This window comes from Phyllobacterium sp., assembly GCF_037994405.1.
GTDB lineage: Bacteria > Pseudomonadota > Alphaproteobacteria > Rhizobiales > Rhizobiaceae > Phyllobacterium.
Genome location: NZ_JBBNAN010000449.1, coordinates 20,660 through 34,791 on the forward strand (window position 1 = coordinate 20,660; position 14,132 = coordinate 34,791).

General features: G+C 56.8%; 13 protein-coding genes. 5 read left to right on the forward strand and 8 right to left on the reverse strand.

What is annotated here, in order from left to right; genetic code table 11:
- Positions 1-5 precede the first annotated feature (5 nt).
- The 5 genes from AAAC48_RS24610 to AAAC48_RS24630 form a co-directional block, all read right to left on the reverse strand.
- Positions 6-797: an ABC transporter permease gene (locus tag AAAC48_RS24610; RefSeq protein ID WP_340656713.1), complete on the reverse strand. Its 792-nt coding sequence runs from the start codon at positions 795-797 to the stop codon at positions 6-8.
- Entirely contained in the window at positions 794-1,693 is a 900-nt protein-coding gene (locus tag AAAC48_RS24615) for an ABC transporter permease subunit (protein WP_340656714.1), read from the reverse strand. The genes AAAC48_RS24610 and AAAC48_RS24615 overlap by 4 nt, the downstream gene beginning before the upstream one ends.
- A gap of 170 nt (positions 1,694-1,863) precedes the next feature.
- A complete protein-coding gene (locus AAAC48_RS24620; protein ID WP_340656715.1) occupies positions 1,864-2,967 on the reverse strand; it encodes an ABC transporter substrate-binding protein in 1,104 nt (367 codons plus the stop codon).
- 392 nt (positions 2,968-3,359) lie between these two features.
- Positions 3,360-4,949 (reverse strand): DHA2 family efflux MFS transporter permease subunit, encoded by a 1,590-nt coding sequence (locus AAAC48_RS24625; RefSeq protein ID WP_340656716.1) that lies wholly within the window; start codon positions 4,947-4,949, stop codon positions 3,360-3,362.
- Between the two features lie 30 nt (positions 4,950-4,979).
- The gene (locus AAAC48_RS24630) at positions 4,980-6,158 is read right to left on the reverse strand and encodes an HlyD family secretion protein (protein WP_340656717.1); all 1,179 of its coding nucleotides are present in this window, start codon (positions 6,156-6,158) and stop codon (positions 4,980-4,982) included.
- Between the two features lie 200 nt (positions 6,159-6,358).
- On the opposite strand from AAAC48_RS24630, the gene AAAC48_RS24635 reads away from it, so the two are divergent.
- On the forward strand, positions 6,359-6,994 hold the full coding sequence (locus AAAC48_RS24635) for a TetR/AcrR family transcriptional regulator (protein ID WP_340656718.1): 636 nt from the start codon (positions 6,359-6,361) through the stop codon (positions 6,992-6,994).
- A 9-nt stretch (positions 6,995-7,003) separates the two neighbouring features.
- On the opposite strand, the gene AAAC48_RS24640 is transcribed toward AAAC48_RS24635, so the two are convergent.
- The gene (locus AAAC48_RS24640; RefSeq protein ID WP_340656719.1) at positions 7,004-7,408 is read right to left on the reverse strand and encodes a Fur family transcriptional regulator; all 405 of its coding nucleotides are present in this window, start codon (positions 7,406-7,408) and stop codon (positions 7,004-7,006) included.
- Positions 7,409-7,622: 214 nt separating this feature from the next.
- On the opposite strand from AAAC48_RS24640, the gene aztA reads away from it, so the two are divergent.
- The 4 genes from aztA (at position 7,623) to zigA (ending at position 11,580) form a co-directional block, all read left to right on the forward strand.
- Positions 7,623-8,450: a zinc ABC transporter ATP-binding protein AztA gene (gene aztA, locus AAAC48_RS24645; protein ID WP_340656720.1), complete on the forward strand. Its 828-nt coding sequence runs from the start codon at positions 7,623-7,625 to the stop codon at positions 8,448-8,450.
- 3 nt (positions 8,451-8,453) lie between these two features.
- A complete protein-coding gene (gene aztB, locus AAAC48_RS24650; RefSeq protein ID WP_340656721.1) occupies positions 8,454-9,320 on the forward strand; it encodes a zinc ABC transporter permease AztB in 867 nt (288 codons plus the stop codon).
- A gap of 18 nt (positions 9,321-9,338) precedes the next feature.
- Complete coding sequence (aztC, locus tag AAAC48_RS24655; RefSeq protein WP_340656722.1) at positions 9,339-10,274, forward strand: zinc ABC transporter substrate-binding protein AztC; 936 nt, start codon at positions 9,339-9,341, stop codon at positions 10,272-10,274.
- 85 nt (positions 10,275-10,359) lie between these two features.
- Positions 10,360-11,580 (forward strand): zinc metallochaperone GTPase ZigA, encoded by a 1,221-nt coding sequence (zigA, locus tag AAAC48_RS24660; RefSeq protein WP_340656723.1) that lies wholly within the window; start codon positions 10,360-10,362, stop codon positions 11,578-11,580.
- Positions 11,581-11,659: 79 nt separating this feature from the next.
- Here zigA and AAAC48_RS24665 read toward each other — a convergent pair whose 3' ends face one another.
- Together AAAC48_RS24665 and AAAC48_RS24670 are read right to left on the reverse strand one after the other, a co-directional pair.
- Entirely contained in the window at positions 11,660-13,231 is a 1,572-nt protein-coding gene (locus tag AAAC48_RS24665) for a TerC family protein (RefSeq protein WP_340656724.1), read from the reverse strand.
- 338 nt (positions 13,232-13,569) lie between these two features.
- Positions 13,570-14,115, reverse strand: a complete 546-nt coding sequence (locus AAAC48_RS24670; RefSeq protein WP_340656725.1) for a DUF924 family protein — start codon at positions 14,113-14,115, stop codon at positions 13,570-13,572.
- Between the last annotated feature and the right edge of the window lie 17 nt (positions 14,116-14,132).

A 14,132-nucleotide genomic window follows, 5' to 3' on the forward strand; every position in this document is an offset into this window, starting at 1 on the left:
CCGGCTTATCGCTTGGTCGCGGCGAGGGACTTGTTGAAACGGGTAACGATCTGGATGAGGCCCATGCAGACCCATGTGATGGCAAAGGCGATCACGGAGAGTGCTGCCGGTTCGTAGGCACGATTGGCCCCGAGCAACTGCAGGAACGGGCCAAATGCCGGTCGATTGAGCAGCGCCGCCATGGTGAATTCGCCAATGACGATGGCGAAAGTCAGGAAGGCGCCGGACAGGACTGCGACGAGCACATTCGGGAGAATGATGCGCGACATGATGGTGATGCGGCTCGCTCCGAGGCTTTCAGCGGCTTCGGTCATTGTGCGGATATCGATCGCGCCAAGGCCGGTGTCGACGGCGCGGTACATATAGGGCAAGGCGAGCGTCGTGTATCCGAGGCAGAGCAGGATATTCGTTCCCATTGCCGATCCAGTCAGGGGCAGGATCGAAGATGTGTTGTAGAGGCGGATATAGCCAAACACGATGACAATTGCAGGAATAACGAGCGGCAGCAGCGTGATGAATTCTATAAATGGCCGCCAGCCAGGTAGCCTCAATCGCACCCAATAGGCAGTCGGAACGACGAGAACGATCCCGACGATGATTGTTGCGATTGCCATGACGACGGAAAAGGTGAACGTCGCCTGAAATCCCGGATCGCTTAACACTACCCAATACGCATCGAACGAATAGGTGCCGCGACGCATGCGCAGCGAAAACTCGAGCAGGCCAAGCAGCGGCAAGATGAAGTAGAGAATGCCGAAGGCGAGGGCAATCCAGGACCAGAAACGATTTGTTTTCATTTGAGCCACCGCTCGCTGCGGGCACGCATCCAGATGTAAATGCCGTTGGAAACGCCGGTGATGACGATCATGCCGAAGGCCAGGGCATAGCCAAGCTGCGGATCCTGCAACACATCGCCGCGGATCTGCGCGTAGAGGACGATCGGCACGATGCTGAGTGACGAGCCGGTCAGCGCATACGCTGTCGCGATCGCGCCGAAGGAATTGGCGAAAAGCAGGAGAATGGTACCGAGCAGCGCAGGCCACAGAATTGGGAAAGCAACCATGCGCCAGTATTGAGGGCCGGTCGCGCCAAGAATGAGTGCTGCTTCCTTCCATTCACGCTTCAACCCGTCGAGGGCAGGGGCGATGATGAGGACCATCAACGGGATCTGAAAGTACAGATAGGTGAGCGTCAGGCCCCAGAAGCTGAGCAGATTGAAGCCATGGGCATAGAGGTTGAAGCCGAAAATGTTGATCAGCAGGTAGGTGACGAGGCCAGTACGCCCAAGCGTGAACAGGAAGGCATAAGCAAGCGGAACGCCGGCGAAATTCGACGCGACGCCGGAAAAGGTCATCAGCGGTGAGCGGATCCAGCTTGGTAGTCCGCCAAGGGTGACGGCGGCGGCGATACAAAAGCCGATCGCTGCGCCCAATAGAGCGGATGCCAGGGAGATCTTGATCGATATCCAGTAGGCGTCGCGGATCGATGGCTGGAAGAGATTGACCATATTGGCCAGGGTGAGATTGCCCTGCGCGTCCTGAAAGGCGCCTGCCACAAGATAAATCGTTGGCAGCACCAGGAACATCACGGCAAAAATCATGAATGGCATGACGCCAAGCCAGTCGAGCGACAGGCGCTTGCGCTCCGGCGTGATAGCCGGACTTGCGGGACCAGTTTCTGAAATCACACTCATTTGTGTCTTCGAGACCGCTTCTTGGGTTCCAACTCGTTGCCGTCGCACAATTGTGAGACAAGCAACCCGACTATAGATTTATCCAGATCGCGCCTGCACAAAATAGCACGTTGCGTCATGGAAAACAGGAATCCCCGCGGATAGCTCCGCGGGGATGCAATAGTCAGAAATTACTTGACGTTGGCGCCGACGACCTTGTCCCAACCCTTGGTGATGGCTTCCTTGGCGGCCGCCTGCTCGTCAAGAGTAGGGAAGAATGCCTTTTCATAGGCTGCCGCAGGCGGAAGCTTGTCGAGGACTTCTTTCGGTACCTTGTTGTTCTTCACCAGATCCTGGAAACGTGCCGGGTGGCAATAGCCTTTCAGATAGCCGATCTGCCCCTCGTCGGAATAGAGATACTCCATCCAGAGCTTGGCGGCATTCGGATGCGGCGCATATGCGCTGATGGCCTGAACATAGACACCGGCAAGGACGCCGGAGGCAGGCACTACCACTTCAACCGGCGGATTGCCCTTAAGTGTATCGCGACCGGCCAGGGCGTTGTAATCCCAGGTGATGATGATAGGCGTCGCACCCTGCGCAAGCGTGCCGGACTTGCCGATAACCGGGACGAAATTGCCAGCCTTGTTGAGTTCGGCAAAATATTTCAGGCCGGCTTCGCCGCCTGTCGTGCCAGGCTTGGCACCGGTCGATGCGCCAGCAGCAGACACAGCAAGAATAGCCTGGTTCGATGCGCGCGGGTCGCCGGCCAGCGCAACGCTGTTGGCATATTCCGGCTTGAGCAGGTCAGCCCAGTCCTTCGGGATGTTCTTGACGATATCCTTGTTCACTTCAAGCGCCATGACGCCGTAGTAATCGCCATACCAATGGCCGTCAGCATCCTTCAACGCCGCCGGGATCGAATCCCAGGTGGAAACCTTATAGGGCAACGTCAGACCGTCTTTCTTGGCATCTGGGCCAAACGAAAGACCAACATCGATAACGTCAGGCGCCTGTGGCCCCTTATTATCCTTGTTCGCCTTGATTGCCTCAACTTCGTCCTTCGAACCGGCGTCCGGGTTCAACTCGTTGACTTCGAGGCCATATTTGGCTTTGAAGCCTGCAATAATGTCGCCGTAACCGCACCAGTCATGCGGCAGCGCGATAGTTGTGAGCGAGCCTTCCTTCTTCGCAGCAGCGACGAGTTCCGCCGGTGCATCGGCGAATGAAATTGTTGTGCCCGCGAACAGCAGAGCTGTCGACAGCGCGAGCGCGCGTTTTGAGTAACCAACCATTTTTAACACCCCTGTTTAAGCGATACGTCATTGGCTCTGTTTCGACGTTCAGCCTCCCGATATAGGTGTCTCGTGTCAGTTGGATGACAGACCGATGACATGGCCGTGAACGTTGTTTTCCTGAGCAGTGAACGGGAGTGAACCACTTTTTTCGTGGCTTAGCAATTCAGCCAAAGGGTAAATTTCTGGCGTAACCCCTTGATGTTTAAATTGGTTCATCAACGACAAAAATATTCGCAGTTGCGGCAATTAGCCGGATAATGAGCGTCGCTTTAATCTGGTTGCGACATTGCCGCTAGAAGCCAGCGCTTGACCAGTGAAAAATTACCTTAGGGGGCTAAGCTTATTCTTGCCAAATCCTCGCTTGGCCGGCGGCCGGCCAGAGCGAATCCTCAATGTCCGCCGCCGCCACCGGGAGCCGGAGCGCCTGGCTTGCGCATCATGATGGCAAAGACTGCAAGCGAGGCAAACAGCATGGTCAGGATGTAGAAAACATCCATGAACGATAGCAGCGACGCTTGCTGGTGCACCATGCCAGAGACTTTGCTGAGCGCGGTGGTTGGACCATCAAGACCATTGGAAGTGAAATTCCTGGTCATCGTCGCTATGAGGTCTTCTGCTTCGGGATTGCCCCAGTGGACGTTCTCGGAAAGCTGCGCATAGTGGATCGCGCCGCGATCGGTCAGGATCTGGTTGATCACGGCGAGGCCAACCGCGCCGCCGAGATTACGCATGAGATTAAAGAGGCCTGAGGCATTCTTGAGCCGGGCTGGTGGTAGCGTTCCAAGCGCCAGATTATTGATCGGCACCATACATAGCATCAGCGAGCAGCCGCGCAAGATCTGCGGGATCAGCAATTCATAGAAATCCCAGTCTGCCGTCAGATGGGTCATGGTCCAAGTGCCTGCGGCGAAGCCGAGAAAACCGGTCATGATCATGATGCGTGGGTCCATCCGGCCGGAGAGGAAGCCGGCTACCGGGGCGGTCATGAACATGGCAAGGCCGCTGACAAAGAGCGCTTCACCGATCATCAGGGCGTCGTAGCCACGGATCCGGCCAAGATAGACCGGATAGATATACGTTAGACCATAAAGGCCGATGCCGAGGACAAAGGAGAAAGCCGAACCGAAGGCAAAGTTCAGATTCTTGAACGCAAACAGATCGACGATCGGCTGTTCCGCCGTGAAGGCACGGTAGAAGAACACCACTGCACCAATGACCATGACAATGCTGCAATAATAGACAGCATGATCCTGCAACCAATCGTTGCGCGGACCTTCTTCCAGCACATATTCAAGCGAGCCGAGGAACGCGGCCATGGCAGCGAGACCCCACCAGTCGAACTTGTTGAGCAATGAGCGGTCGCCCTTGTCAAAATCGATGAGGTTCCAGGCGGCAATCGCCACTGCAATACCAGGGATGACGTTGACGAGGAAGAGCCAGTGCCAGGAGAAGGCGTTGCTCAGATAGCCGCCGACTGTCGGTCCGATGGTCGGTGCAAGGGTAGCAACCAGACCGATCATCGGGGAAACGATGGAGCGCTTTGACGGCGGAAAGATCGTGAAGGCAGCCGCAAACACGCTTGGGATCATACCGCCGCCGATGAAACCCTGAATGGCGCGGTAGACGATCATCTGGTCGATATTCGTTGCCGTAGCGCAGAGGATACTGGCTGCGGTGAAGCCCGCGGCGGAAACCGAGAACAGAATACGGGTCGATACCAGCCGGCCGAGGAAGCCCGAGAGCGGGATCATGATGACTTCGGCGATCAGATAGGACGTCTGAACCCAGGAAATCTCGTCGGAACTTGCGCTCAGGCCTGCTTGAATCTCTGCGAGCGACGCCGAGACGATCTGGATATCGAGAATGGCCATGAACATGCCGAACACCATCGCCAGGAAGGCGATGGCTTTCTTCGGATCGATATGCTCGTCCGGAACAGCAGGTGCTCCAGCATGACCAACAGTGGTGGCGTTCGACATGATCTTCGGCCTATCCGGAGGGTGTTGTTACTAGGTTGCTGGGCTTGTGCGCGTATCGACGTCGACGACCACGCTCAGACCGGCCTGCAGCTTACCGCTTGCCAGCACATCGGCGGGCAGGGCGATGCGAACGGGCACGCGCTGCACGACCTTGGTGAAGTTGCCGGTAGCGTTTTCCGGCGGAAGCAGGGAGAAGACTGCGCCGGACGCAGGAGCCACCGAGGCGACGGTGCCTTCGAACGTATCACCGGACAGGGCATCAACCCGGACCTTGACTTTCTGACCGACGACGATGTCACGCAGCTGCGTTTCCTTGTAATTCGCGTCGATATAGAGAGCGTTTACCGGAACGAGCGCGGCGAGACGCTGGCCGGGGCTGACGAGATCACCCTTCTTGGCGGCAAGATTGCCAATAACGCCGTCGACCGGAGCGCGGATGACAGTGAAGCCGAGGTCGCGCGCGGCCTTGTCCTTGGCGAGCTGCAGCGAAGCGATTGAGCTTTCGGTTTCCTTGTATTGGGCTTCAAGCACGCCGACATTGGCAACGGCAGTGGCAATCTGCGCGTCGGCAGATGCAATATTGGCCTTTGCCTGATCAAGGGCGGCAGTCGCATCGTCAAGCTGGGACTGCGAGGCGAAGCGTGTCGCATGCAGCTGGTTAGCGCGGACTGATGCGGCCTGTGCGTTGGTCAGTACGGCCTGGGCCGCCTGTTTGCCGGCTTGCGCCTGCTGCAGCGAAGCCTTGGCTGCTTCGGTCTGCGCCTTGATGCGGTCGAGCGACAGCTTTTGCGTCGCTATCTGGGCCTCGGCCTGATTCTCCGCGATCGTATAGTCGCCATTGTCGAGTGTAATCAATGGATCGCCGGCCTTGACGCGCTGGTTGGCAACCACATTGATCGTATCGATATAGCCCGTGACTTTCGGGGCAATCGCCGTGATGTCGCCCTGAACATAGGCGTCATCGGTCGAAACCATGAAGCGGCCGGTCGTCCACCAATCGTGACCGTACCAGGCGCCTGCGCCTACCGCTGCTATAATCAAAACAGGCAGCGCTAAGCGCTTTGCGGAGCGCTTGGGCGGGGCCGGTGTATTGGTTACAACATCGGGTTGCGGTGCTTCGACCTTTGCTGGTGCTTCAGCTTTTGAAGCAGGAGCCGGGGCTGGAAACTGACGGATCTCAGCTTCATTCGTTGCTTTCGACGCGGACATTTGATGGCTCTTTCTCAAGAAATTCACTCGGAAAAGTGATTGAACCAATCGGTTCGATCATTGACATAGCGCAAATGGGAGCGCATATCAAGTGGATCGAACCGATTGGTTCGAAAAAGAATCGAAAATGAGGAAATTAGGCTAAGATGTCATCTACGAAGCCAGCCGTTTCATCAACGACGGTGTCAGATGCAGATTTCATGACTGACGTGGAACGCCCCAGCCGCCTTGCGGCAGGACAGGATCCGGCCAAGCGCCAGCAGATACTCGAGGGTGCAAATCGCGTTTTTTCGCAGATGGGCTTCGATGCCGCGAGCATGAACGACATAACCCGTGAAGCTGGTGTGTCCAAAGGGACGATTTACGTCTACTTCGACAGCAAGGAAGAGCTCTTCATGGAGCTCTGCAACCATTATCGCGAAATCCTGTTCGCCGATATCTACCATGCGCTGGAAAGCGATGGGGATCTCCGCGATGCGCTGATCGAGTTCGGAACAGCCTTGGCGACGGTCGTTACGTCCGATGTCGTCATTCGTGCGCAACGCGTGGTGATCGGCGTTGCCGAGCGCATGCCGTCGATGAGCCGCGAGTTCTATGAGAGAGGTCCAAGACGCGGACAGGCTCTGATGCGAGCGCTCATCGAAAAACATGTGGCCGCGGGCACACTCGATATTGATGACACCGAACTTGCCACCTATCAGCTGGCGGATCTGTTCATGTCGGGCATGTTCAAGAAGCGCCTGTTTGGTTGCATGGCGACTGCTCCGTCGCAAGAACTTATCCGCAAGACGGTGACGTCGGGTGTTGATCTGTTCCTGAAAGCCTACAAGCACTGAGCCTTGGGCTCAGGCAGTCCCGCAGCTGGCGCAAACGCCGCGAATTTCGATCGTTGTCTTGGACTGCTTGAAGCCGTTGCTGCTGGTCCATTCGCGCACACGGGCGGTGATGACATCGTCGGAGAATTCCGAGACCTGTCCGCATTTCTCACAAATGGCAAAAGCGATCATGCCATGGCTGTGGCTATGGCTGTGCGGATGCGAACAGGCGACGAAGGCATTGATGCTTTCAAGCCGGTGGATCATGCCGTAGTCGAGCAATTTGTCGAGGGCTCGGTAGACCTGGAGCGGGGCACGGAAGCCATCGCCGCGCAGTTGGTCGAGGATTGTATAGGCGCTGAGCGGGCCATCAGCGCGAGCCAATGCATTGAAAACCAGGGATTGGTTTTTGGTCAGCTCCTGCGTCGATGTCATGCCTTATGCGCTCCTTGGTGACAGCCTAGAGATAGGAATTTTTTTCTTCTGACGCCAGTGGGTAGATCAGGTCGATGCAATTATGAATTGACGACCTGAATTTCCACTGTTCTCAAATTCGCCATTGTTGACTAATGTAATAACATCACATATCGAAATGGCAAGCTGCGACATGGCCAACCGCCCCGTCGCGTTTCCGGATGCGGATATTCGAATGACTGAATCATGCCTGACCTTTAACGATCTGACGCTTGGCTATCATCGCCACCCGGCCGTTCATCATTTGAGCGGAAGCATCAAACGTGGCTCATTAACAGCGGTCGTCGGTTCCAACGGTTCAGGCAAGTCGACACTCATGAAAGGTATTGTCGGTGTTCTGAAACCGATGTCCGGTTCGTGCACAGTCGAGAACGATGTTCGTATAGCCTATCTGCCGCAGCAGTCCGAGCTCGACCGGTCGTTTCCGGCGCGTGTAATCGATCTGGTATCGCTCGGCCTTTGGCCCAAGCGCGGCCTGCTTGGCCGCTTTACATCAGATGATCGCGAAAGAGTATCCAAGGCATTGATGAGCGTCGGGCTCGAAGGTTTTGAGAAGCGCCCGATCGACACGCTGTCCGGCGGACAATTGCAGCGCGCGCTGTTCGCAAGGGTGCTGGTCCAGGATGCGGATCTGATCCTGCTGGACGAACCGTTCAATGCGATCGACGCCAAGACGGTGAGCGATCTCATTGAGCTGATCAAGCGCTGGCATGGCGAAAAGCGCACGATCATGGTCGTTGTGCACGATCTGCATCTGGTGCGCGAGCATTTTCCCGAGACGCTGCTGCTGGCACGCAAGCCGATTGCCTGGGGCGAATCGCGCGAAACCTTACGCCCGGAGAATCTGCTGCATGCCCGGCAATTCCATGAGGCTTGGGAAGAAGGTGCGCCATGGTGCGAGGACGATCCGGCGCATGCCGCACATGACGATCACAGCCATGGTCATACGCATTCCCATCATCACCACGATGATCATGATCATAGCGGGCCAAAGGTGGCGTGATCCATGTATGATTTCCTGATCGCTCCCTTTGTCGACTACAGTTTCATGCAGCGCGCGCTTATCGGCTCGCTCGCTCTTGCTCTTGGCTCGTGTCCGGTCGGTGTTTTCCTGATGTTGCGGCGCATGAGCCTGACCGGCGACGCAATGGCCCATGCGATCTTGCCGGGGGCTGCGGTTGGGTTCCTGCTCTATGGGCTGCAGATCGTACCGATGACGATTGGCGGGTTGATCGCCGGTGTCATCGTGGCGCTCGGCGCCGGTGCCGTGTCGCGCTTCACGATCCAGAAGGAAGATGCCTCAATGGCAGCTTTCTATCTCATCTCGCTGGCTCTTGGCGTCCTGATCGTCTCGTTGCGCGGATCGAATGTCGATCTGATGCATGTGCTTTTCGGAACGGTTCTGGCGCTCAACAATGAGGCGCTGAGCCTGATCGGGATGATTTCTGCGATCAGTGTCATAACGTTGGCGATCTTCTGGCGCGGGCTCGTCGCGGAATGCCTTGATCCGCTGTTCCTGCGCTCGGTCAGCCGAATCGGAACGCCCGTCCATTTCATCTTTCTGGCGCTGGTGGTCATCAATCTTGTCGGCGGCTTCCAGGCGCTGGGGACGTTGCTCGCGGTCGGATTGATGATGCTGCCGGCTGCTGCCGCGCGTTTCTGGACATCCCGGGTCGGACCCATGTGTGGGCTGGCCATCATCATCGGTTGCGTCTCGTGTGCGGGCGGGCTGCTGATCTCCTACCACTTCTCTGTGCCGTCGGGACCAGCCATCATCCTTTCCGCCGGTGCAATTTACCTCTGCTCCATCCTCATCGGCTCACGTGGTGTTATCAACACCCGCCTGCGCCCGCATCGCCACAGAACAGCTTAGAAACAGAAGGAAGTCGCTATGATCAAGGTCATCAAACTCGCCATTGCGTTGAATGTTATACTATTACTTAGTGCCGGATATTCTGTCGCCTCGGCTGAAGGTCTGAAAGTGGTATCGAGCTTCACTGTTATTTCCGATTTTGCCAGGAATGTGGGCGGCGACAAGGTCTCCATCACGACGCTGGTAGGACCGGACGGCGACGCCCATGTCTACGAGCCAAAGCCTGCTGACGCGGCTGCGGTAGCCGCAGCCGATGTGGTGTTGGTCAACGGTCTGCATTTCGAGGGGTTCCTGCCGCGTCTTGTCGAGGCCAGCGCCACCAAGGCACCCATCGTCGAGCTAACCAAGGGCGTCGAGCCGATCAAGAGCGCCGAAGAAGATCATGACCACGGAGCCGCAGGTGCGGAAAAGCAAGAGCATGGCGCCTATGATCCCCACGCCTTCCAGTCCATCGCCAACGCCAAGATTTACGTAACGAACATCGTCGACGCCTTCTGCAATGCCGACGCAGCGAATTGCGATATCTATAAGACCAATGCCGCGGCCTACACAAAAAAACTCGATGCGACCGAAGCCGATGTAAAGGCGGCAATCGCCTCTATTCCGGAATCAAAGCGTCTGATCATTACTTCGCATGATGCGTTTGGCTATTTCCAGCATGAATATGGGCTGAAATTCCTCGCGCCTGAAGGTATCTCGACCGATGCCGAAGCATCGGCTGCCGATATCGTGGCCCTCATCAAGCAGATCAAGGAAGACAAGGCTTCGGCAATTTTTGTCGAGAACATCACCAATCCGCGCCTGATCGAGCAGATCGCCAGCGAAACCAAGCTGAATGTCGGCGGTACGCTGTTTTCGGATGCACTTTCGAAGCCGGAAGAAGGCGCTAGCACCTATATCGACATGATGCATCACAATATCGATACGTTCAAAAAGGCCATTCTCGGCAGCTGAACACCAAACCCAAGCAAAAGCGGAGCTATGGTTCCGCTTTTTTCATCAACAGTTTTGTAATGTTATTACATAAAAAGGCATCGTCATGCAAAACAAAGCCACAGTCAATCGACTGCCAGTCACCGTCCTTTCGGGCTTTCTCGGAGCGGGAAAAACCACGCTTGTCAATCATATTCTGAATAATCGTGAAGGCCGCCGCGTTGCTGTCATCGTCAATGACATGAGCGAGGTCAATATCGATGCGGCGCTGGTGCGCGATGGCAGCGCCAATCTCTCTTGCACCGACGAACAGCTTGTCGAAATGACCAATGGCTGCATCTGCTGCACGTTACGCGACGATCTCCTGAAGGAGGTCCGTGCGTTAGCGGAGCAGGGCAGGTTTGATCATCTGCTGATTGAATCGACGGGGATTTCCGAGCCCTTGCCGGTCGCCTCCACGTTCGACTTTCGTGACGAGAACGGGCACAGCCTTTCCGATGTATCGCGGCTTGATACAATGGTGACCGTCGTCGACGCCGCGAACCTCGTCAATGATTACGCATCGAGCGATTTCCAGAAAGATCGTGGCGAGTCGCTTGGCGATGCGGATAATCGCACACTCGTCGATCTTCTGGTCGATCAGATCGAGTTCGCGAACGTGATCATCCTCAACAAGATATCCGCTGCATCGCTCTACGATCGCGATCTGACGCGCAAGATCCTCCGTGCCTTGAACCCCGATGCAAAGGTCATCGAAACAGACTTCGCAAAGGTTGCATTGGATGAGGTTTTGAACACCGGCCTCTTCGATTTTGACAAGGCGCAGGAGCATCCGCTCTGGTACAAGGAGCTGAACGGCTTTGCCGATCATGTGCCTGAGACCGAGGAATATGGCGTGCGGTCCTTCGTCTATCGCGAGCGGCGGCCTTTCGATCCGCAAAAGTTTCAGGATTTCATCCAAAGAAACTGGACCGGCGTGATTCGGGCCAAGGGATTTTTCTGGCTGGCAACGCGGCCCGACCATGTGGGCGAGCTCAGCCAGGCGGGCGCTCTGGTTCGGACAGAAAAGCGTGGCCTGTGGTGGGCGTCAATTTCGAGGAGTCGCTGGCCTGATCATCCGGAATGGCAGGTTGCGATGAAGCCCTATCTCGATCCGGTCTGGGGCGACCGGCGGCAGGAACTGGCTTTCATCGGGGTTGATCCGATGAATGAAGCGGACCTGCGTGCGCAGCTCGATGCCTGCCTGGTCAATGCGACGGAGTTCACGCCGCACAAATGGGAAGACTTGTGCTATCCGTTTCCGAGTTGGGCACCGCAGGCAGCTTGAGCTGAACTTTCTTAGCCAGGGAGGCATTTCCTACCCTCCCCCTTGTGGGGAGGACAAGCGGAGCCGGGCCATGTCAGCCTCAAATAAAGGCAGCCGTTTGTGTCGGCGAGATGCGTACCTTGCCAATATTGCGGCCGTCCATCTCGACGATTTCATATTCAAGGTCGTCGACGGTCAGTCTCTCGCCTTCGGCCGGGATATGGCCGAGATTCCACAGGATATAGCCGGCGAGCGTCGTATAGCGGTCGCCCTCGTCCGTTAGATCGCGTTCGATCAGGCCACCGAGCCGGCGTATGTCGATATAGGCATCGACAACCATGCTGCCATCTTCCGAGCGTTCGAGAACAGGGCTTTCCTCGCCCTCTTCGGGAAAGTCGCCGGCAATGGCCTCGAGAACGTCGGTCGGCGTGACGACGCCTTCGAACGAACCATGTTCGTCGAGAACCACGCCCATCTGCACCGAGGAACCACGCAGCTGTTCCATCACACGCAGCACATTGGCATTTTCGTGCAGGATCAGCGGCTGGCGGGTCACCTTGTCCCAGTCGATCTTGCCACCGTCGAGAATAGCGAACAACAGATCCTTGGTCAGCGCGACGCCGACGAATTCATCGACTCGCCCGCGTGCCAGCACGACGCGGCTGTGGCTGAGTGTACGGATTTCAGCGAGCAGTTCCTCATTGGTCTCGTCAAGGTCAAGCCACTCGACCTCGTTACGCGGCGACATGATTGAGCGCACCGGGCGTTCGACCAGATCGAGCACGCCGCGGATCATTTCCTTTTCCTCTGGATGGAACACTTCGCCCGCCGCGCTGTGCTCGGCGATGACATCAAGCGTGTCGGAATGGGGTGCATCGCCGCGCCCTCCACCGAGCAGCCGCAGGACCGCGCCGGCAGTGCGATCGCGCAGATCCATTGTGGTGATGCGCTTCTCGCGATTATGCCGCCCGACCTGGTTGGCCGCTTCGACGAGTACCGAGAAGCCAATGGCTGCGTAGAGGTAACCCTTCGGGATGTGGAAGCCAAAACCTTCGACGATCAGGCTGAAACCGATCATCATCAGGAAGCCAAGGCAGAGAATGACGACAGTCGGATGCTTGTTGATGAAGGTCATCAAGGGTTTCGATGCCAGCATCATGACGCCGACAGCGATCACCACCGCGATCATCATGACCTCAAGATACTTCACCATGCCGACGGCAGTGATCACACTGTCGAGGGAGAAAACGGCATCAAGGACGACAATCTGAGCAATCACCTGCCAGAAGACCGCATGGGCCGCATTGCTTTCCTTGGCGGACAAATGGCCTTCCAGCCGTTCATGCAGCTCCATTGTGCCTTTGAACAACAGGAAGATGCCGCCGAGAATGAGGATAATGTCACGCCCGGCGAATTCGAGACCTGCGACGCTGAACAGGGGTGTGGTGAGCCTCACAACCCAGGATATGGAGACGAGCAGCAGGAGGCGCATGATTAACGCCAGCGAGAGGCCGACAAGGCGTGCTCGGTTACGCTGGTGCGGGGGCAGCTTGTCGGCGAGGATCGCGATGAAAACGAGATTGTCGATGCCAAGCACGATCTCAAGCACGACAAGCGTGGCAAGACCAATCCAGGCATTGGGGTCGGCAATCCAGTCCAGTGTCCAGTCCATTGGAGAGTCAGATCCTCTTAATGATGAAATCAGCGTGCGGCTTCACAAGCGGATACGCTTGCGAAAGACAGCGCAGACCCACCTGAAATGCAGGCAGAAGGGAGAACGGGAAACAGGGGGATTGGTTGCTGACGCTGCAGAGGCAGGGTCAGCATGCTTCGCAAGTCCGGACTTGGAGGCTCTTCAGATTGATCGTCCGGCATCGATGCGCGGTCAGTCCCTGTTTGACTGGCGGTCACGGTGAAATTGAAAGGTGCCAGATGCACCTATAATGGCAGTCCGGAGGGTACCGTTCAAGAGGCCAGCACAAGAAAGGCAATAGGCCAATCAATGTCACTCTATCCGGAGAATCCGCCGCCATCGAGGAACGCCTGTTCCTCTTCAGTCGTAGGGCGCCCCAGAATGATGTTGCGGTGGGGGAAACGGCCGAAGCGGCGGATAATATCATAGTGATGATCGGCATATTCGAGGTTGGCCGGGGCGCCCTCCCGGCAAAGTTCGACCGAGCGGCGCTGGTCGTCGACATTTTCCGAATGCATGAACGGCAGATAGAAGAAGGCGCGCAGTTGCGGCATGAATGACAGGTCGTGCCCCTTTTCCAGCGCTCGGCTGGCATAGATGCGGGCAAGGCCATCCGTTGCATACATGTGGCCGGTGTCGCGGAAGAAATTGCGTGGGAACTGGTCGAGCAGGATCATCAGTGCGAGCGCGCCGTCCGGTGTCTCCACCCAAGTCTCATGTTCGCGGCGCGCGGCGGCATAATGATCGTCGAGAAAGCGCTGGCGACAGGTCTCGTCGAACGCTTCGTCTTTGGCGAACCATTTGTCTGGACCGGCTTCGCGCCAGAAATCGACGATGGCGGCAATGTTCTCGCTCTCAGCCATGAGCTTTGCTCCCCCGT

What these genes read in the sequence shown, in the direction of transcription:
- AAAC48_RS24610 (WP_340656713.1), bottom strand. Translation starts at nt 797, where the DNA reads ATGAAAACAAATCGTTTCTGGTCCTGGATTGCCCTCGCCTTCGGCATT.
- AAAC48_RS24615 (WP_340656714.1), bottom strand. Translation starts at nt 1,693, where the DNA reads ATGAGTGTGATTTCAGAAACTGGTCCCGCAAGTCCGGCTATCACGCCG.
- AAAC48_RS24620 (WP_340656715.1), bottom strand. Translation starts at nt 2,967, where the DNA reads ATGGTTGGTTACTCAAAACGCGCGCTCGCGCTGTCGACAGCTCTGCTG.
- AAAC48_RS24625 (WP_340656716.1), bottom strand. Translation starts at nt 4,949, where the DNA reads ATGTCGAACGCCACCACTGTTGGTCATGCTGGAGCACCTGCTGTTCCG.
- AAAC48_RS24630 (WP_340656717.1), bottom strand. Translation starts at nt 6,158, where the DNA reads ATGTCCGCGTCGAAAGCAACGAATGAAGCTGAGATCCGTCAGTTTCCA.
- AAAC48_RS24635 (WP_340656718.1), top strand. Translation starts at nt 6,359, where the DNA reads ATGACTGACGTGGAACGCCCCAGCCGCCTTGCGGCAGGACAGGATCCG.
- AAAC48_RS24640 (WP_340656719.1), bottom strand. Translation starts at nt 7,408, where the DNA reads ATGACATCGACGCAGGAGCTGACCAAAAACCAATCCCTGGTTTTCAAT.
- aztA (WP_340656720.1), top strand. Translation starts at nt 7,623, where the DNA reads ATGACTGAATCATGCCTGACCTTTAACGATCTGACGCTTGGCTATCAT.
- aztB (WP_340656721.1), top strand. Translation starts at nt 8,454, where the DNA reads ATGTATGATTTCCTGATCGCTCCCTTTGTCGACTACAGTTTCATGCAG.
- aztC (WP_340656722.1), top strand. Translation starts at nt 9,339, where the DNA reads ATGATCAAGGTCATCAAACTCGCCATTGCGTTGAATGTTATACTATTA.
- zigA (WP_340656723.1), top strand. Translation starts at nt 10,360, where the DNA reads ATGCAAAACAAAGCCACAGTCAATCGACTGCCAGTCACCGTCCTTTCG.
- AAAC48_RS24665 (WP_340656724.1), bottom strand. Translation starts at nt 13,231, where the DNA reads ATGGACTGGACACTGGACTGGATTGCCGACCCCAATGCCTGGATTGGT.
- AAAC48_RS24670 (WP_340656725.1), bottom strand. Translation starts at nt 14,115, where the DNA reads ATGGCTGAGAGCGAGAACATTGCCGCCATCGTCGATTTCTGGCGCGAA.